Annotated in this window: 10 protein-coding genes; 8 read left to right on the top strand and 2 right to left on the bottom strand. The window is 73.6% G+C overall.

Translation table 11 applies throughout. The features are described 5' to 3' along the window. Window position 1: 1 nt before the first annotated feature. The gene (locus tag Asi03nite_RS08710; protein ID WP_203677995.1) at window positions 2-1669 is read left to right on the top strand and encodes an acyl-CoA dehydrogenase family protein; all 1668 of its coding nucleotides are present in this window, start codon (window positions 2-4) and stop codon (window positions 1667-1669) included. 177 nt (window positions 1670-1846) lie between these two features. On the opposite strand, the gene Asi03nite_RS08705 is transcribed toward Asi03nite_RS08710, so the two are convergent. Next, window positions 1847-3460, bottom strand: a complete 1614-nt coding sequence (locus Asi03nite_RS08705) for a glycosyltransferase family 4 protein (protein ID WP_203677994.1) — start codon at window positions 3458-3460, stop codon at window positions 1847-1849. Window positions 3461-3568: 108 nt separating this feature from the next. Between Asi03nite_RS08705 and Asi03nite_RS08700 the strand changes: the two genes are divergently transcribed. Together Asi03nite_RS08700 and Asi03nite_RS08695 are read left to right on the top strand one after the other, a co-directional pair. After that, a complete protein-coding gene (locus Asi03nite_RS08700) occupies window positions 3569-4831 on the top strand; it encodes a glycosyltransferase family 4 protein (RefSeq protein WP_203678076.1) in 1263 nt (420 codons plus the stop codon). Further along, entirely contained in the window at window positions 4828-6369 is a 1542-nt protein-coding gene (locus Asi03nite_RS08695; RefSeq protein ID WP_203677992.1) for a glycosyltransferase, read from the top strand. Before Asi03nite_RS08700 ends, Asi03nite_RS08695 begins: the two co-directional genes overlap by 4 nt. 410 nt (window positions 6370-6779) lie before the next feature. On the opposite strand, the gene Asi03nite_RS08690 is transcribed toward Asi03nite_RS08695, so the two are convergent. After that, the gene (locus Asi03nite_RS08690) at window positions 6780-12236 is read right to left on the bottom strand and encodes an ATP-binding protein (protein WP_203677990.1); all 5457 of its coding nucleotides are present in this window, start codon (window positions 12234-12236) and stop codon (window positions 6780-6782) included. Between the two features lie 483 nt (window positions 12237-12719). Here Asi03nite_RS08690 and Asi03nite_RS08685 point away from each other — a divergent pair, with 483 nt between their 5' ends. The 5 genes from Asi03nite_RS08685 (at window position 12720) to Asi03nite_RS08665 (ending at window position 19509) form a co-directional block, all read left to right on the top strand. Further along, entirely contained in the window at window positions 12720-14924 is a 2205-nt protein-coding gene (locus Asi03nite_RS08685; RefSeq protein ID WP_203677988.1) for a nitrate- and nitrite sensing domain-containing protein, read from the top strand. Further along, complete coding sequence (locus Asi03nite_RS08680; RefSeq protein ID WP_203677986.1) at window positions 14921-15346, top strand: roadblock/LC7 domain-containing protein; 426 nt, start codon at window positions 14921-14923, stop codon at window positions 15344-15346. Before Asi03nite_RS08685 ends, Asi03nite_RS08680 begins: the two co-directional genes overlap by 4 nt. Beyond that, window positions 15343-15690: a DUF742 domain-containing protein gene (locus Asi03nite_RS08675; RefSeq protein ID WP_203677978.1), complete on the top strand. Its 348-nt coding sequence runs from the start codon at window positions 15343-15345 to the stop codon at window positions 15688-15690. Before Asi03nite_RS08680 ends, Asi03nite_RS08675 begins: the two co-directional genes overlap by 4 nt. Next, window positions 15605-16270: a GTP-binding protein gene (locus tag Asi03nite_RS08670; RefSeq protein ID WP_203677976.1), complete on the top strand. Its 666-nt coding sequence runs from the start codon at window positions 15605-15607 to the stop codon at window positions 16268-16270. The genes Asi03nite_RS08675 and Asi03nite_RS08670 overlap by 86 nt, the downstream gene beginning before the upstream one ends. Window positions 16271-16563: 293 nt before the next feature. Next, on the top strand, window positions 16564-19509 hold the full coding sequence (locus tag Asi03nite_RS08665; RefSeq protein WP_203677974.1) for a DEAD/DEAH box helicase: 2946 nt from the start codon (window positions 16564-16566) through the stop codon (window positions 19507-19509). The last annotated feature ends 27 nt before the right edge of the window (window positions 19510-19536 follow it).

The raw sequence follows: 19536 nt of genomic DNA, 5'->3' as shown, positions 1-19536 counted from the left end.
GGTGCTGTTCAACCCGAACACGTACGACCCGGCGCACTTCGACGCCGAGACCCGCCGGCTGCTGCGCGCCACCGTGGACTTCTTCGAGGAGCGCGGCAAGCGGGCGCTGATCGACAGCTACGTGAACCGCACCTGGTACGCGGACTTCCTCGACTTCGCGGCGAAGGAGGGCCTGTTCGCGACGTTCCTGACCCCGGCACCGGACGCGAACGGGAACCGGCACAAGCGCTGGGACACCGCCCGCAACGCGGCGCTCAGCGAGATCCTCGGCTTCTACGGCCTGGACTACTGGTACGTCTGGCAGGTCACCGTGCTCGGCCTCGGCCCGGTCTGGCAGAGCTCCAACGCCCAGGCCCGGGCGCACGCGGCGCGGTTGCTCGACGAGGGCCACGTGATGGCGTTCGGGCTGTCCGAGCGCGGCCACGGCGCCGACATCTACTCCACGGACATGGTGGTGCGTGGCGGCGTCGCCAACGGCACGAAGTACTACATCGGCAACGGCAACGTGGCCGGCCTGGTGTCGGTGTTCGGCCGGACCGAGGACGGCTACGTGTTCTTCAAGGCGGACAGCCGCCACCCGGACTACCACCTGATCAAGAACGTCGTGAACAAGCAGATGTACGTCAGCACGTTCGAGCTCACCGACTACCCGGTGCGTGACGAGGACGTGCTGCACAGCGGTCAGGCAGCCTTCGACGCCGCGCTGAACACGGTGAACATCGGCAAGTTCAACCTGTGCACGGCCGCCGTCGGGATCTGCGAGCACGCCATGTACGAGGCGGTCACCCACGCGCACCGCCGGATCCTCTACGGCAAGCCGGTGACGGACTTCCCGCACGTGCGGCGGGAGCTGTCCGACGCGTACGTCCGGCTGGTCGCGATGAAACTGTTCAGCGACCGTGCCGTCGACTACTTCCGGTCGGCCGGTCCGGACGACCGCCGCTACCTGCTGTTCAACCCGATGACGAAGATGAAGGTGACCACCGAGGGCGAGCGGGTCATCGACCTGATGTGGGACGTGATCGCGGCCAAGGGCTTCGAGGCGGACACCTACTTCGACAAGGCCGCCATGGACATCCGTGGGCTGCCGAAGCTCGAGGGCACGGTGCACGTCAACCTGGCGCTGATCCTCAAGTTCATGCCGAGCTACCTGCACCACCCGGTCGCCTACGAGCCGGTGCCGACCCGGCACGACGCCGCCGACGACCAGTTCCTGTTCCGGCAGGGGCCGGCGCGGGGGCTCGGGGCGATCCGGTTCCACGACTGGCGCATCGCGTACGACCCATTCCTGGATCTGCCGAACGTCGCCCGGTTCCGCGAGCAGGCGGACGCCCTCGGCGACCTGCGGGTCGCGCCGGAACAGCAGGCCGACCTGGACTTCCTGCTCTCGGTCGGCCAGCTGTTCGCGCTGGTCGTCTACGGGCACCTGATCCTGGAGCAGGCCGAGCTGACCGGTCTCGACGCGCATCTGCTCGACGAGATCTTCGCGATCCTGGTGCGCGACTTCGCGCAGCACGCCACCGACCTGCACGGCAAGACCGCCACCACCGAGGAGCAGGCGGCCTGGGCGCGGGCCCGGATCCTGCGGCCGGTGGCCGACGAGGTGCGCGCCGCCGCGGTGTGGGAGCGGGTCCTCGCGCTGGTCGGCGCGTACGAGATGCGGCCCTGAACGGGCAGCTGGTTCTCAGGGGTGCCTCGGAGGATCCGAGGCACCCCTGAGAACCGGCCGAGGAGCGATAGTCGCGTTGCGGCCGTGAGCGGAGCGGGCTTGGCGCGGCACGGGGTGTGAAGGCGGCGGCGCCGGCCGGAGCCGGCGCCGCGCCGGGTGTGGACCGGAGGTTCCGGGTCAGGTGAACTTGCGGACCACCCGCCGGGCGGCCCGGGCGGTGGCCTCCGGGAGCGGCGAGCCGGTGCGGCGGCGCCGCGGCGGCACCGGCATCGGTGAGCCACCTGTGGAACCGCCCGCATAGGCGTCCAGGAGCTGCGCCGCGACCGCCTCGCGGCCGTAGCGGGCCGCCAGCGCGGCCCGCGCGCCGGGCAGGTCCAGCCCGGCGAAGCGGTCCCGCAGGCGCCGGTACGCCGCGACGATCACCGAAGGGTCGGTGGTCGGCGGGAACGTGGCCCCCGCCGCGTCCCGTACGCCGGCCAGGGTCTCGGCCGGCCCCTCGCTCAGCGCCACCAGCACCGGGGTGCCGGTGGCGATCGACTCGACGATGGTCATGCCGAACGTCTCCCGCACGCTCGCGTGCGCCAGCACGTCGTGCTCGTGCAGCAGCGCGGTCACCTCGTCCGGGCCGACCGGGGGGCGCCGGGTGATCCGCCCGGTGAGGCCGGCCGCCGCGATCCGGGCATCGACCGTCTCGGCCAGCGGGCCGGAGCCGACCAGGGCCAGCGAGAGCGCCGGGTCCTCGGCGGCGAGCTGGGTGAACGCGTCGATCAGCGTGAGCACGCCCTTGTGCTCCATCAGCCGGCCCAGGTACAGCCAGCGGTTCGGCGCCGTCGGCGGCTCCGGGCGGGTGGTGAACGCGCCGAAGTCGATGGCGTTCGGCACCACGCGCAGCTTGCCGGCGTGGCCCGGGAAGAACCCGGCGATCTGGGTGCGCAGACTCTCGCTGACGCAGAGCAGCACGTCGGCGCGGTCCAGCATCTCGGCGTAGCGGCGCTGGGCGCCGGGTTGGGCGAAGACCTTGGCCAGGAACGTGGCGTGCTCGGTGACCACCACCCGGGCGTCCGGGCGGGCCAGCCGGCCGGCCACCACGCCGGCCATGATGCCGGTGTGCGCGTGCACGACCGGGGCCTCGATCCGGCCGGTGGGCAGGGCCGCACGCAGCGCCGCGGTCTGCTCGTCCCCGTACGCCAGATAATCGCCACCGGCCGGGGTGGGCACCGCCACCCGGGAGATCTCCCCTTCCGGGTCGTCGAAGACGACGTTGTTCCCGCAGCGGAGCGCCTGCCGCTCGGCGGCCACGCCCAGCAGCTGGCCGCGCAGCCGGCCCGGCGGGTAGAACCAGCTCTGCGTGTGCAGCACGGCGACCCGCTCGAAGTGGTCGCGGACCGCGGCCGTGGACGCGCGGACGAACGCGCCGGCGAACGGATCGTCGGGCGACGGGTACCAGGGGGTCACCACGGCCAGGTCGGCCGGGCTGGGCTGGCGGTCCGGGTCGGCGGCCGGCTCGGTCCGGGTGTCCAGGCCGTAGACGGCGGCGAGGGCCTCGGCGTCGCCGGCGTACGCCACGTCGGCGGACTGTGCCAGGCGGCGCGCCTCGGCGGCCGAGCCGACCCGCACCACCTGCACGGACGACGCGACGGTCACGGCGCTCCAGGCGGGGTCGTCGCCCCGGGCTAGGGTGACGCGGTGGCCGTCGGCGGCCAACTGGGCGGTGTGTGCGGCGGCCGCGCGGACCCGCCGCGCTCCGAGAGCTAGGTAGATGACGTTCATTTCCGGCGGCACGGTAGTCACCAGGGGAGGCTAGAAGGTGAGCGGACGGGGTCCGAAGGGCGGACGGGTACCTCGGTTGATCTTCGTGGTCCGGGGTGACCGTACACTCGCGCCATCATGAAGGTTGTCATGCTCGTCGACAACGGCGTGCACGGCGATTCGCGGGTCCAGAAGACCGCGCGATCGGCGGCCGAAGCCGGTTGGGACGTAACCCTGCTGGGCTGCTCACCCGACAACACAGAGCACACCTGGCGCATCGGTGACGCGCGGGTGCGGCTGCTGCCGATGGGCGGTGGCGGCGGTGGATCCGGCGGTGGCGGCCTGCGCCGCAAGCTGGTGCAGCGTGGTGGCCTGCCGCTGGCGCTGGCCCGCAAGGCGCGCCGGCCGGTGGAGCACGCCCAGGTGCGGTACTGGCTGGGCAAGGAGGGCGACCGCGCCTGGCGGCGGCTGGAGCCCGGCCTGTGGAACTACGAGCGGGCGTTCGGCAAGGTCATCGACGAGCTGGCTCCCGCGCTGATCCACGCGCACGACTTCCGGATGCTCGGCGTCGGCGCCCGGGCCAAGCAGCGCGCCGCGGACGCCGGCCGGGTGGTCAAGCTGGTCTGGGACGCGCACGAGTTCCTGCCCGGCGCGCGCCCGCGCCGGGACAACGCCCGCTGGCTGCCGGCGCACCTGGCCTACGAGCGGGAGTACGTGCCGTACGCGGACGCCGTGGTGACCGTCTCCGACGCGCTGGCCGACCTGCTGCAGTCCGAGCACGGGCTGGCGCGCAAGCCGGGCGTGGTGCTCAACGCGCCGGCCCGCGCGGGCGACGAGGAGGTCCCCGACCTGCGCGCGCTCTGCGGGGTCGGCCCGGACACGCCGCTGCTGGTGTACAGCGGGTCGTCCAGCCCGCAGCGTGGCCTGGACACGATCGTGCGGGCGCTGCCCGAGCTGCCCGGCGCGCACCTCGCGCTGGTCGTACAGGATCCGTCCGCGCCGCACATCACCGCGCTGACCGGCGCCTCCGACCGGGTGCACGCGGTGCCGTACGTGCCGGCCGACCAGGTGTTCCGGTTCCTGTCGCCGGCGGACGTCGGGGTGATCCCGATCCACCACTGGCCGAACCACGAGATCGCGCTGATCACGAAGTTCTTCGAGTACTCGCACGCGCGCCTGCCGATCGTGGTGAGCGACGTGCGGGCGATGGCCGAGGCGGTGCGCGCGACCGGGCAGGGCGAGGTGTTCCGGGCCCAGGACCCCGCCGATCTGGCCCGAGCGGTCCGTGCGATCCTGGCCGACCCGAAGCGCTACCGGGCGGTCTACGACGGACCGGACAGCCCGCTGCCGGGCTGGACGTGGGAGGCGCAGGCGGACCGCCTGAACACCATCTACCAGGAGCTTGTGGCATGAGTAGCCCTGACGTGACAGTTGTGGTGGCGGTCTACAACACCATGCCGTACCTGACCGAGTGCCTGAACTCGCTGGTCCGGCAGACCATCGGGGCCGAGCGGATGCAGATCGTCGCGGTCGACGACGGCTCCACCGACCGCAGCGGCGCCGAGCTGGACCGCTTCGAACGCCGTCACCCGGGCCTGTTCACCGTCATCCACCAGGCCAACTCGGGTGGGCCCGCGGTGCCGTTCAACCGCGGGATCGACGCGGCGACCGGCCGCTACGTGTTCTTCATCGGCGCCGACGACCTGCTCGGCCCGGAAGCCCTGGAACGCCTGGTCACGGCCGCCGACCGGTACGGGTCGGACGTCGTGCTGGGCCGGGTGGTCGGTGTCAACAGCCGGCACATCTACCAGGACATCTACCAGAAGAGCGACCCGGACGTGGACCTGTTCGACTCCCCGTTGCCGCGGTCGCTGGCCAACACCAAGCTGTTCCGGCGGGAGCTGCTGGAACAGCACGCGATCCGGTACCCGGAGGACATGCGGATCGGCAGCGACCTGCCGTTCACCCTGGCCGCCTGTTTCCACGCGCGCAGGATCTCGGTGCTCGCCGACTACGACTACTACTTCGCGGTCCGCCGGTTCAGCGCCACCAACATCACCTACCTGAGCCGGCACGGTCTGCGGATCGAGACCGTCGACAAGATCATGACGTTCGTGGCGGGCCTGATCGAGGCCGGCCCGCGCCGGGACGCGATCATGGTGCACCGCTTCGACCACGAGGTGGCCCGCCTGCTCGAGGACGACGTGCTGCGCCTGGACCGGCCGACTCAGGAGCAGTTGCACCGGACGGTGGGGCGGCTCGCCGAGGCGTACCTGACCGATGGGATCGCCCGGCGGCTCGGCCCGGAGACCCGGATCCGCCTGGCGGTGGCCCGGCACGGCTCACTCGACGACCTGCTCGCGGTGATCCGGCAGGACGCGGAGGTGGGCGTGCCGCCCACGGTGGAACGCGACGGCCGCCGGTTCGCCGCCTATCCGGGCTTCGGGACGCTGCCGGACGAGTGCTTCGACGTGACAGACGTCGCGGACTGGGACGCCAAGCTGGACGCCACGTCGTTCGCCTGGTCCGGGGACCACCTGGTGATCACCGCGTCCGGGGGACGGCCGGGGAGCGTGAGCGCCGAGGAGATCCCCGCCGACGTCTCCGTCTCGGGCGACGACGTGATCGTCCGGCTCGACGTGGCCGCGGTGCTGGCGCACAGCGGCGACTCCGGGCAGCGGCGGGCCGTGTCGGCCCAGCCCGGCGCGTTCGACGCGGCCCACGCGCTGGGCGCGCAGACCGCAACCGGTGCGGCGGGCGCGGCGGCGGTCCGCGCGGCGCGGGCCCGGATGCCGCGGCCTCTGGTGCGCCGGCGGGGCGGGCGGCTGTTCGCGATCGCACCGACCGTGGACGAGTCCGGCCGCCTGATGATCTCGGTGGTCCCGCTGACCGCGCGGCGGGTGCTGGCCCGCCTTCAGCGGACACCCGTGCTGAAGAAGAGCGCCGGCTGAGCGGGATTGAGGTCACCGAGACCGCGGTGCTCGTCGACGAGGAGTCGGACGAGGCCCTGGTCGGGCTGCGCGGGCCGGGCGTGAGGCCGGCCCTGGACGACTTCGGCACGGCGGCGCCTCGCTCGGCCTGCTGCTGACCTGCCCGGTCACCACCCGGAAGCTGGACCGCTGATTGGTCGAGTAGATCAACACGGTCGGCCGGCAGTCGGCGGTGGCCACCGCGGTCAGCCAGCTGGCGTCGGCGCTGGAGCTGGGCCCGGTGGCGGAGGGCATCGAGACGGCCGAGCGGCGGGATCCGCTGCGCCCAGGCCCGGTCGTCCCGATCGGACGTCGGCCTGCCGGCTGGCCGCACGCCCGGTCCGGCCGTGCGGGGGCCCGGTCGAACCGGGCCCCCGAGAACTTCGACGAAACTACGCCGGCCGCGCCTTGATCGCGGAGATGATCCGCGGTCGCAGCTCGGCGGCGCGGATCACCGCGTCGACCGAGCCGACCTCGACCGCCCGCTGGATGCTGTGCACCTTGTCGAATTCGGCGGCCACCTCACCCAGCTTCTCGGTGCGCACCGACGCCCGCAGGTCGTCCAGTTCGGCGGTGAGCGAGCTGCGGTCCGCGCCGGTCGCCGCGCCGGCCCGGGCCTCCAGCTCCCGGACCCGCGGATCGGCGGCGGTCCGCGCGTTCACGTCGCCGGTGAACACCACGGCCGCGGCCGGGGCGCCACCGAGCACCGACGCGAACGAGCCCTCCAGGGCCAGCACCGTCATGTTCGGGTTCAGCGCCTTGGAGAAGACCACGAACGCGCCGCCGTGGTAGCGCGAGATCACGCAGAACACGATCGGGCCCTGGAAGTTGACGATCGCCCGGCCGATCTCGGCGCCGTACTCCAGCTGGAGCTTGCGCATCGACTCCGGCGAGCCGTCGAAGCCGGACAGGTTGGCCAGCACGACGAGCGGGCGGTTGCCGCTGGCCGCGTTGATCGCCCGGGCCGCCTTCTTCGACGAGCGGGGGAACAGCGTGCCCGCGGTGTAGGTGTCCGGTCCGTCGGTGGGCGGGAAGCCCCGCCGCGGCACCGACCGCGACTCGATGCCGAGCAGGCAGACCGGCATGCCGCCGAGGTGCGCGTCCTGCACCACGGCGGTCTCCGCGTCGGCCATGCCGGCCCACCGCTCCAGCACCGGGTGGTCCTGGTCGGCGAGGGCCCGCATCACCGTACGGATGTCGAACGGCTTCTTCCGGTCCGGGTTGGCAGTCGCGGAGAAGATCTCGCCGACAGTGGTGAAGTCGCTGCCGGCCACCACGTGCGGGAAGTCCGAGATGTCCCGGTCGATCGGGTCGGAGGTCGGGATCGTCCGCGGCCCGGACTCGCCGGGCACCACGTAGGTGTGCTCGTAGTGCGACATCAGCACGTCCCGGGCGGCCATCAGGTTCGGCGCCCAGTACTGCGCCTGCCCGTTCGGCCCCATCACCCGGTCGTAGCCGCCGATGCCGAAGTTGTCCTCGGCCGACACGCCGCCGGAGAAGTCCAGCGACTGCTTGCCGGTCAGCACCATCGCCGAGTCGGGCGTCATGATCAGCACGCCCTTGGTGTGCATCAGCATCGTGGCTTCGGCGTTCCAGTACGGCTGCGCGCCGACGTTGATGCCGGCCACCACGATGTTGATCTCACCGCCGTCCTGGGTGAACTCCACGATCCGCTTGAGCGCCGCGGCCACCCAGTCCATGTTCTCGGTGCCCGAGGTCATCGAGATCCGGGCGCCCGAGGAGAGCGCGTACCACTCCAGCGGGACCCGCAGCGACGAGGCCAGGTCCAGCGCCGCGATCACCCGGCGGCACTCCGCCTCGGACAGCGCGCCGAGCGACTTGGTCGGGTCGCCCAGCAGCACGACCCGCTTGATGCCCTCCGGGTGCCGCGCGGTGACAGTGGTGACCACGCCGGCGACCAGCGCGGCGGTGTTCCGGCCCTTGGGCCGGTCGACCGGCACCAGGGTGTGCGACTCGTCCAGGTCGTACTCGGCGAAGGAGCCGAGGAACTCGGTCAGCTCGTACGGGTAGACGGTGTTCCGGCTGCTGGCCCGCAGCACCTTCTGCCGGTACCCGTCGAGCGGCTCGATCGGGTCGTCGGACGGCGCGCTGAGGACGAGCTCGGTGCCCCCGGTCGCGCTGAACGTGATCCGCACGTTCACCTTGACCAGCTCGCCGGTCTGCTCGTCACGCCGCCGGGCGATGAACAGGATCTCCTCCAGGCCGGCGCCGGCAGTGGTCGGCGACACCCGCCGGGCGATCATCTCCATCTCGTTGTACGTCAGGCCGAGGACCGGCCACACGTAGATGACGATGCGGTTGGTGCTGAACCGCGAGTCCCGGGAGCGCCGCGACTGCGCCCGCCGGATGCTGTCCAGGCAGGTGGCGATGGTGTCCTCGGTGGTCGGCAGCGCGACCAGCCGGCCGTCCTGCTCGCGCAGTTCGGTCAGGTCGCGGATCTGCGCGAACGCGACCAGCCGGTCGTCGGCCGGGTTCTCCCGGGCGACGCACTGGAAGAGGTAGATCTCCTCGTCCGCGGACGGTAGCCGGGTCAGGTCGAACTTGCGCAGCCGCTCCAGCTGCATCCGCTGCGCGATGTACGGGTGCAGGCCCCGGATCAGCCGTTCCTCCTCCATCCCGGCGCTGGACGGCCGGAAGGTGAAGTGGTGGTGCATGACCGCGCCGCTGCGCCCGGCGACGGTGGCGGTCAGCCGGCGCACCTGGGCCGGCAGCGCGATCCCGTTGATCACCTCGTGCAGCGCGGTGGCCATCTCCGCCGGGTCGGCCGGCTGGCCCTCCCAGGACAGGTAGATGTCGGCGTCGATGGCCCCGTCCCCGGAGGCCAGCGCGGCGAGCCCGGCGAGCGATCCGCTCAGCCGGTCGAAGCTCTCCGCGGCGGAGACCAGATGGGTGCCCTCCTTCTCGGCGACGACGAAGGAGAAGCCGGCGGATTCGACGGTACGAACGCCGCTCAGCCCCTTGTTGCCGTAGTACCGCCGGGTCAGCACCTCGAGCAGCACCGAATTGTCCACGCTGTTGCGGACCAGGCGCTGGCCGAGCAGCCGGACCAGCGGCTCGGTGCTGCGCACCATCTCGGCGATCCGCTCGGCGCGGTCCGGCGACTGCGGGGACTCGTCGAGGTGGCGCAGGTGCTTGCGGATCCGGGCGTACACCTGCGCCCGGTTGCGGCGCAGCAGCGGCTGGCCGAACCAGGCGAACACCACGCCCCGGGCCAGGTCGGCGACGGCCGGGAAACGCACCTGGGTGGCCGCGATCAGCCGCTCCAGGGCCAGACCGGCCGGCTCGTGCAGGGTGGCGTCCGGCGGCGGCTCCTGCAGCCAGGCGCGCAGCAGCGCGGCGACCGCCGCGGCGTCCACCGAGGCCCGCTGCTGGGCCAGGAAGATCCGGAAGACCGCGGCCTCGAGCGCGGGGGTGCGCTCCAGCTCGGTCACGCCGTAGTGGCCCAGCGCCTTGGCCAGCCGGTTCTGGAACGACTGCGGCAGGCCGGCCCGCTCCACGTCCAGGCTCTGCAGGTAGGTGTGGAAGAACTCGCGGGCACTGTGCACGTGGGTGTCGCCGCCGTCCTCGCCGGCCGGCCGGTTGCGGCTCAGCTCGGCCAGGTCGGCGAACAGCTCCACCAGCGCGATCTCGCGGTCCAGCGGGCGCTGGCCCTCCTCGGTGGCGGCGCGGCGGGCGGCCAGGTAGTCGTCGAGCACCCGGCGCTCGTCGTGCGGGTCGACGTCGAAGCCGAGCAGCAGGCTGCGCAGGTCCTCCTGGCCGCGGGCGACGCGCTGCCGGGCCGGCAGCGTCTGCGGCGCGGCCGGCAGGTCCACGTCGGCGGCGGTCTGGGCGACGGCCTGCTCGGCCTCGTCGCCGCCGATCGGGTCGAGGCGCAGCAGCGCGGCACCGGCGTCGACCTTGCTGCCGACCGCGACCAGCACCTCCTTGACCCGGGCCCGGAACGGCGCGCGCAGCACCGCCTCCATCTTCATGGCCTCCAGGACCAGGACCGGCGCGCCGGCCTCGACCTCGGCGCCGGGCTCCAGCGGGGTGGCGACCACCAGCGCCGGCATCGGGGAGCGCAGCACGCCGCCCTCGTCCCGGCTGACCCGGTGGGTGACGCCGTCGACCTCGACCAGGGTGATCGCGCCGTGCGTTCCGGTGAGCAGTTTGTGCCGCACCCCGTTGACGGTGATCCGGCCGCTGTGGCGGTCGAAGCGCTCCAGGCTGACGTCGGCGAGGCGAATGTCGGCGCCGGTCTCGATGCCGACCCGGAACCGTTGCGCGCCGACCCGGGCGACCCGGACGCGGTACGTCGATCCGCGCAGCTTCAGGTCGAGCGGCGCCCCGCTCTCGTGCCGCACCTGCGGGCGCCCGCCGAACGCGGTGGAGAGCAGCCGCTGCTGCTCGACCCGCTCCTCGTCCTCGTACGCCTCGATGGCGGCGGCGGCCAGCGCGATGCCGGAGTGCCGGTCGGAGACCAGCCGGCCCTCGCCGCGGACCCGGTCGATCCAGCCGGTGTCGGCGCTGCCGTCGATCACCTCGGGCTGGTCGAGCAGGTCGAGCACGAAGCTCTTGTTGGTGGCGCCGCCCTCGATCACGACAGTGGTCTCGGCCATCGCCCGGCGCAGCCGGCCGAGCGCCTCGTCGCGGTCCTTGCCGTACGCGATCACCTTGGCGATCATCGAGTCGAAGTCGCCGGGGATGCTGTCGCCCTCGCTGACCCCGGTGTCGACGCGGATGCCCGGGCCGGCCGGGAACTCCAGCCGGGCGATGCGGCCGGGCGACGGCGCGAAGTCGCGGTCCGGGTCCTCGGCGTTGAGCCGCGCCTCGATGGCGTGCCCGCGCTCGCGCGGCGGCTCGCCTTCCAGGCGGTTGCCGGAGGCGACGTGGATCTGCGCCTTGACCAGATCGAAACCGGTCACGTACTCGGTGATCGGGTGTTCCACCTGCAGGCGGGTGTTGACCTCGAGGAAGGCCAGCAGGTCCTCGCCCGGGTGGTAGAGGAACTCGACGGTGGCCGCGCCGCGGTAGCCGACCGCGACCGCCAGCCGCTCGGCCGACGCCCTCAGCTCGGCGGCCCGCTCGGGCGGCATCACCGGGGACGCCGACTCCTCGATCACCTTCTGGTTGCGCCGCTGCACCGAGCAGTCGCGCACGCCGATCGCCCACGCGGTGCCCTGGCCGTCCGAGATGACCTGCACCTCGACGTGCCGGGCGCCGGTCACCAGGCGTTCCAGGAAGACCACGCCGCTGCCGAACGCGCGGGCCGCCTCCTGGCTGGTCCGCTCGTACGCCTCGGTCAGCTCGCCGGCGGAGGCCACCTTGCGGATGCCGCGCCCGCCGCCGCCGGCGGTCGCCTTGAGCATCAGCGGGTAGCCGATCCGCTCGGCCGCCTCGAGCGCGGCCTCCAGCGTCTCCACCGGCCCGCGGCTCCACGCCGCGACCGGCACGCCGACCTCCTCGGCGATCAGCTTCGAGCCGATCTTGTCGCCGAGCTTGCGCATGGCCTCCGGGCCGGGCCCGATGAACGTGATCCCGATCCGCTCGCACAGCTCGGCGAAGGCCGGGTCCTCCGCGACGAAGCCCCAGCCGACCCAGGCCGCGTCCGCGCCGGTCGCGACCAGCGCGCGCTCCAGCAGCTTCAGGTCCAGGTACGGCCGGGAGGCGGCCGGCCCCAGGTCGTACGCGATGTCGGCTTCGCGGACGAAGGTGGCGGTGCGGTCGACGTCGGTGTACAACGCGACGGTCTCGACCGGCACGCCGGTCTCCGCGGCCAGCTCCCGGACGGCGTGGATGAGCCGCATCGCGGCCTCACCACGGTTGACGATGGCGATTCGTTTGAACACCCGATCGAGCCCTTACTGGAGGAAAAACCTTCGTCAGGAGAGTACAGGTGGTAGGGGCGGGCCAGCGGCAACCGCCCTGCTCCGGCCAGGTCCGGCGGTTACTCGCGGGTATTACCGCGTGGTGAACGCGCCGCGTCCATCGACGGCGGCGGACCAGGCACGACATCTATGTAAATAGATCTTCGTCTCATCCGGTGAGAGCCCGTGGCGGGTCGCCCTGGTCGCCCGGCCGGACGGGCATACCGGGCATTGGTTGTGGCGAATGCCACGTCCTCCCGGCCGGCGCCCCGCCCGCTCCGGAGGCGGCGCCCGCGCCGGCCGCGTCCCCCGTTCGGGGATCACGTTTCGCATCACCCGAGCCCAGCCCGGCCCCGTCGGCCGCGTCCCTCGATCAGGGTGTTGACCGTCGGATGTCCGACGCAGATCGTTGGCGGCGGTCACGGAACGGCTTCGGACGAGTACCCGCGGCAAGGGGGTTGCGACATGTGGCGCACGACCGGGCGCGACCGGACCATCCGTGGCCGTGTCGTACGGATGCTGGCCCTGCCGCTCGCCGCGGTCCTGGCGCTGCTCGCGGTCATCTACGTCAACGAGATCGCCCGCTACCGCGACGCGGCGGCCACCGAGCACCGGATCACCGTCGTCCTGGCCCTGCAGAGCCTGGTCCAGGAGCTGCAGAACGAGCGTGGCGTGACCGCCGCGGTGCTCGGCGGCAACACCGGCTTCCGGGAGCGCATCGCCCCGGCCCGCCAGCGGGTCGACGACCGGCGCGCCGCCGTGCGGTCGGTGCTGGACGGCGACGCCGCCGGGGCCCTCGGCGAGCTGGACGGCCTGCCCCGGATCCGCGCCCGCGCGGACAGCGGCGAGGCCGCCCGGCCGGACGTCTTCGACCTCTACACCGGGCTGATCGAGGACCTCGGCGACGAGACCCGGCACCTGGAGATCGTCCAGGATCTGGACCTGCGCCGCGGCGCCGAGTCGCTGGAGACGCTCACCGAGGTCAGGGAGGCCACCGCGCAGGAGTGGGTGTTCCTGGACGGCGTGATCACCGCCGGCGGCTTCCAGCCGGGCGAGTTCTCCACCCTGCTCGGCATCGTCGCGGCGCGGGACCTGTCGCTGACCGAGTTCGACGAGTTCGCCGGCGCGGACGCCGCGGCGGCCAAGACCGAACTGCTGGACAGCCCCGCCGCGCGGCGGGCCCGCGCGGTGGAGACCGCCGCGCTGCGCGCCGGCGACCGGCAGAGCCTGCTCGCCGACTCCGGGGACTGGTGGACCGCGGTGGCCACCATGCTCGACGACATGACCGGGCTGGCCGCCCGGATCGGTTCGGACACCCTGGACCGCGCCCACCGGCTACGCGAGCGGGCCACCCTGCGGCTCGCGCTGCTCACCGGTGTGGTGCTGCTCTGCCTGCTCGGCTCGGCCTGGCTGGCGGTCGGCGCGACCCGCTCGCTGGCCGGTCCGCTGTCCGCGCTGGCCGCCGAGGCCGACCGGCTGGCCGGCGAGAGCCTGCCCGAGGCGGTCCGGCGGGCCGCGGCCGGCGAGGACGCCGCACCGCCCGCGCCACTGCCGGTGGCCGCCGGCGCGAGCGCCGAGGTGCGCCGGGTGGCCGACGCGTTCGACCGGGTGCGGACCACCGCGTACGCGCTGGCGACCGAGCAGGCGTCGCTGCGCCGCGGCACCGCCGAGTCCCTCGCCGACCTGGGCCGCCGCAACCAGAACCTGCTGCGCCGGCAACTCGGCTTCATCACCCGCCTGGAGCGCGAGGAGGCCGACCCGGGCGGGCTGGCCAACCTGTTCGAGCTGGACCACCTGGCCACCCGGATGCGGCGCAACGCGGAGAGCCTGCTGGTGCTGGCCGGCTCGGCCAGCGCGCGGCAGTGGCCCGGCCCGCTGGCGATGGCCGACGTGATCCGCGCCGCGGTGTCCGAGGTGGAGGAGTACCGCCGGGTGGTGCTGCGCCGGCTCGACGACGCGCTGGTGCACGGCGGGGCCGCCAGCGGGCTCGCCCACCTGCTCGCCGAGCTGGTCGAGAACGGGCTGACCTTCTCCCCGCCCGACCTCGAGGTGGAGATCCACGGGCGGCGGATCGGCGACGGTTACCTGATCGCCGTCTGCGACCAGGGCGTCGGCATGAACGACGAGGAGCTGGCCCGGGCCAACCAGCGGCTGCGCGGCGAGGGCGACTTCATGACCGGGCCGGCCCGATATCTGGGCCACTACGTGGTCGGGCGGCTTGCCGCGCAGATGAACGCCGACGTGCGGCTCACCCCGTCCGCGGTGACCGGGGTGACCGCCCGGATCACCCTGCCCGCCGCGCTGCTCGCCGAACCGGCGCCGATCTCCCCGGCGGCGTCGGCCGGACAGCCCCGGGCGACCGGACCGGTCCGGCTCCGCCCACGCGCTCTGGAAGTCGATTACGTCGTGGTCACCGACCGCCCGGCGGCGCCCGCGCTGAGCCCGGCCGGTCACCGGGCGGACCCCGAACGTACCGCCAATGGGTTGCGGAAACGCATCCCCCGGGCACGCCGGGCGGACCCCGGCCCCGCGCCCGCCTCGCGGACCGAACCGACGGTCGAGATCAGTGACTCACCCGACGCGGTCCGCGCGCGCCTGACCGCGCTGCGCGACGGCATCGAGCGGGGCGGCGCCCGCACCTTCGCAGCGACCTCCGAGGAGTTTCGATGAGCGTGGAAGCACCCGCCGGCCGCCACCAGTTCAACTGGATGCTCGGCAACTTCGTCCAGCAGACCGACGGCGTCCGGGACGCGGTGGCGGTCTCCTCGGACGGTCTGCTGATCGCCGGCTCGGACGGCCTGGACCGGACCGAGGCCGACCAGCTCGCCGCGATCGTGTCCAGCCTGGCCAGCCTGGCCCGCACGGCGTCGCGCCGCTACGATTTCGAGGGCCTCAAGCTCATCATGATCGAGATGCGCCGCGGCTTCCTGGTCGTCTCGGTGATCCCGGGCGGCAGCTGCCTGGGCGTGGTGGCCGGCGGGGAGAGCGACCTGGGGCTGGTCGGCTACGAGATCACCCGGCTCGCCGAGCGCTTCGGCGACCTGCTGACCCCCGCGCTGATCGCCGAGTCCCGGCAGAACCTGCCGCGATGATCCGGCCCGGCGGCGAGGGCGACGATCCGGTCGTACGGCCGTTCCTGCTCACCGGTGGGCGCACCGAGCCGATGCGCGACGGCCTGCGGATCGAGACCCAGCTGTACGCGGCGCCGGCCGCGCTCTCCGCGCCGCTGCGCTTCGAGTCGCGCCGGATCGTCGAGCTGTGCCAGGCCCCGCGATCGATCGCGGACCTCGCCGCGGCGCTGGGTGTGCCGCTCGGGGTGGTCCGGGTGATCGTCGCGGACCTGATCACCGATGGTTTCGTGCTGGTGCACCACCTTCCGGGGGAGTTCCCCAGCACGCTCGTGGAGAGGATCCGGGATCGTGTTCGGGCACTCTGAGACGGTCACCGCGTCGCCGCCGGTCGCCGTCAAGATCGTGATCAGTGGTGGCTTCGGCGTCGGCAAGACCACCTTCGTCGGCGCGGTCTCCGAGATCGAGCCGCTGGTCACCGAGGCCGAGATGACCGAGCGGTCGATCGGCGTGGACGACCTCACCGGTGTCGCCGCGAAGACCACCACCACCGTCGCCCTGGACTTCGGCCGGATCACGCTCGACGAGGCGCTCCTGCTCTACCTGTTCGGCACACCCGGACAGGACCGGTTCGCGTTCCTCTGGGACGACCTGGTGGACGGGGCGCTGGGGGCCATCGTGCTGGTCGACACCCGGCGCATCGAGGACTGCTTCCCGGCGATCGACTACTTCGAGGAGCACGACATCCCGTTCGTGATCGGGGTGAACACGTTCGACGGCGCGCGCCGCTTCGAGCACGGGGAGATCCGCGAGGCGCTGGGCCTGGACGCGGAACTGCCGCTGGTCGAGTGCGACGCGCGCCGCCGGGAATCGGTCAAGATCGTGCTGGTCACCCTGACCGAACGGGTGCTGACCCGCCGCTTGGAGCAGGCCGCCGCGCGGAACTGACGGTCACTTCCCCGGTCTCTCGGCTTCGGATCGCCGTCGTCCGCGCCGCCGGGGTCGCCGGGCCGGTCCGGGACGTCCGCGACCGGCCCCGCTCGTGCCGCCGCCAGATCCGCTTGCGCTCGTCGACCAGCGCGTTGAACAGTGCCCGTCGCACGGAGGCGCCCGGACGGTCGGCCGTCCGGAACGCCGCCCACGAGACGTAGAGCTTCGTCAGCGCGGTCCGCACGAGATCCTCGGCGAGGAAGACGTCACCGGCGGCCGGCTCTGGTGGGCGGGCGGTAGTCTCGCGGGCGATGCAGCCGCGGACCGTACTCGCCGTACTCGCCGAGCTGGCCCCCGCCGCCGCCGAGCGCACCCTGGACGTCACCCGGGGCTCGCAGGCGCTGGTCTGGCTCCAGGCCGCGGAGAAGGCCCCGCGGCAGGCGGCGGTCGAGCGCCTGGCCGCCCTCGACACGCTGCACCGCGAGGAGCGCATCCTGCACCGGGGCTGGGGATTCCTGGCCGGCCGGATCGAGGTCGAGGGCAAGCCGCGGAAGATCCGGGTGCCGCTGCTGAGCCAGCCGGTGCACCTGGAACGGTCCCTGCTCGCCTACAAGGTGGTCCCGGCCGGGGACGTCGAGGTGACACCCCTGGTCACCGACCGTGACCTGGCCGCGGCGCTGGAGGCGGCGCCCGGCCTGGCGACGCCCGGCTGGCTGGAGGCGACCGGCAGCCGGTCCTGGCTGCGATCCGTCGCCGAGGCCACCGGGCTGCCGGTGGGCGCGATCATCGGCCGGGAACAGCGGATCCCGGCGGAGGGTCTGGCGCTGGTCGCCGCCCCGGCGTTGTTCGTGGTCCGGGACGTCTTCGGCGGCGGCCTGGCCGACAGCCTCCGCAGCTGGGCCGGCCGTGACCTGTCCGGCACCGCGCTGGCCGCGATCTACGGCGAGCCCCGCACGCCGGTCGGCGACGACCCGCCCGCGACCCGGGTCCGCGGTGACCTCGACGGCCGCGCGGATCCCGTCATCTCGCCGTTGCCGTTGACCGGGCCGCAGGAACGCGTGGTGGTCCGGACCCGATCGGAACCGGTCACCGTGGTCTCCGGACCGCCGGGCAGCGGGAAGAGCCACACGGTCGTGGCGGCGGCCTTGGAGGTGGTCGACCGGGGCGGCTCGGTGCTGGTGGCGACGCAGTCGCCGCACGCCGCGGAGGTGCTGGCCGGCCTTCTGGCCCGCTATCCGGGACCGCCGCCGGTGCTCTTCGGCGATGCCGGCGGCCGGGCCGGGCTGGAGGCCGAGCTCGCGGCGGGAGCAGATCAGGGGGTCGAGGCTGCTCTGATCCGTTCCGGCCAGGAGCGGGTCAGGGCGGCTTCTGATCCGGTACGCGCGGAGAGCGCCGCCATCGGGGCCGAACTGGCCCGGGAGCAGCGTGCCGCGTCGCTCCCGGAGTACCAGGCGCGGCTGCCCGAGCTGTCCGTGCGGGTCCCCGGCGCCTTCGACGACGCCGTCGATCTCGACGAGGTCCGCGAGCTGCTGGCCACCGGCACGGGCGGCGGCGACGCAGGCCGGGGCGACGTGCGCGGCGGTGGCCTGCTCGGCTGGTGGGGGCGGCGGCGTGCCCGGGCCGCTCGGCGGGCGGCCTACCGGCTGCTGGGCGCGGCCGGGTCCGTACCGGACAAGGTCCTGCACGAGGCTCTTGACGCGGCGGCCGCGCAGCGGGCGGCCGCACACCTCGCCGCGACCGGCGGGACCGACCTCGCCGGGCGCTGGTCGAAGTTGCACGCCGCGGAGCAGGAGTTGCGGGAAGCGGCCGGGCAGGCGATGCGGGATTCCGCGCGCGGCGCGCAGCGGTGGGACCGGGACGCGCGCCGGGCGGCCGGAGCGCTGGCCGCGGCGCTGCGGGCGGGCCGCAACCGCCGCCGTGAGCTGCTCGCCCGGATGGAGGCCGCGCCGCTGGTCCGGGCGTTGCCGCTGTGGATCGGCACGGTCGCCGACGTGGAGGATCTGCTGCCGCCCGAGCCCGGCCTCTTCGACCTGGTCGTCGTCGACGAGGCGTCGCACGTGGACCAGATCCGGTCGGCGCCGGTGCTGGCCCGGGCCAGGCGGGCGCTGATCGTCGGGGATCCGCGGCAGTTGCGGTTCGTGTCGTTCGTCAGCGACGTCGACGTGACCCAGGTGCTCGACCGGCACGGCGCCGGCGAGCGGCTGGACGTGCGGCGGGTCAGCACCTACGACCTGGCCGCGGCCTCGGCGCCGACGATCTGGCTGGCCGAGCACCACCGCGGCGTTCCGCACCTGATCGACTTCCCGGCGCGGCGGTTCTACGGCGGCCGGGTCGCGGTGCTGACCCGTACCCCGCTGGCAGACGGGGCGAGCGCCATCGACGTCCGGCACGTGCCGGACGCCGCGCTGGTCAACGGGGTCAACGAGGCGGAGGTCGCGGCGGCGCTGCGGGCGGTACAGGAGCTGGCCGCGGCCGGGTTCCGGGGGATCGGGGTGATCAGCCCGTTCCGCGCGCAGGCGGAGGCCCTGGAGGCGGCCCTGCTGACGGCTCTGCCGGCCGAGCGGATCGAGGAGCTGCGGCTGCGGGTCGGCACGGTGCACGCCTTCCAGGGCAGCGAGGCGGACGCGGTGATCGTCTCGCTCGGGCTGCTGGACGGGGACTCGCCGGGCCGGCGCCGGTTCGTCACCGACCCGCAGCTGTTCAACGTCATGGTGACGCGGGCTCGCCGGCGCCTGGTCGTGCTCAGCTCGCTCACCAGCCCGTCCGGCCTGCTCGCCGACTACCTGACCTACGCCGGGTCCCCGTTGCGCGCAGAGGTGTCCGCGGCCTCCGGCGACCGTTCGCCATCCGCCGCGCCCCCCGTTCCCCGCTGGTCCGCAGGGGTGTCGCCCGGCTCCGGAGAGGCCTCCGGCGGCCGACCGGTCGCCGGCGGCCTGCCGGGAAACGGCGGCGGGGCGGCCGGGTGGGCCGGGCGGCTCGCCGCCGAGCTGGAGCGGCTCGGCGTCCCGGTGCGGCCCGGTTATGTCGTCGGGCCGTGGACCCTCGATCTCTGCGTCGGGGTGGCCGAACTCGCTGCCGGCGTGCTGTGCGGGGTGCATCCGGAAGGGCCGGACGCGCACATCGAGCGGCAGGGCGTCCTGCACCGGGCGGGGTGGCGCTTGATCGACGCGTTCCCGACCCGCTGGCACGGGGATGTGCGCCGGGCGGCGCTGGAGGTCGCGGCGGCGGTCGCTCCGGAACCGGCCGCCAGGCGCTGAGCCGAGCCCGCGGGCGTGGAACCGTCG

The organism is Actinoplanes siamensis, assembly GCF_016862395.1.
Taxonomy (GTDB): domain Bacteria; phylum Actinomycetota; class Actinomycetes; order Mycobacteriales; family Micromonosporaceae; genus Actinoplanes; species Actinoplanes siamensis.
The sequence above is the reverse complement of the archived record's forward strand: the minus strand, read 5'-3'. Positions and strand labels throughout refer to the sequence as shown.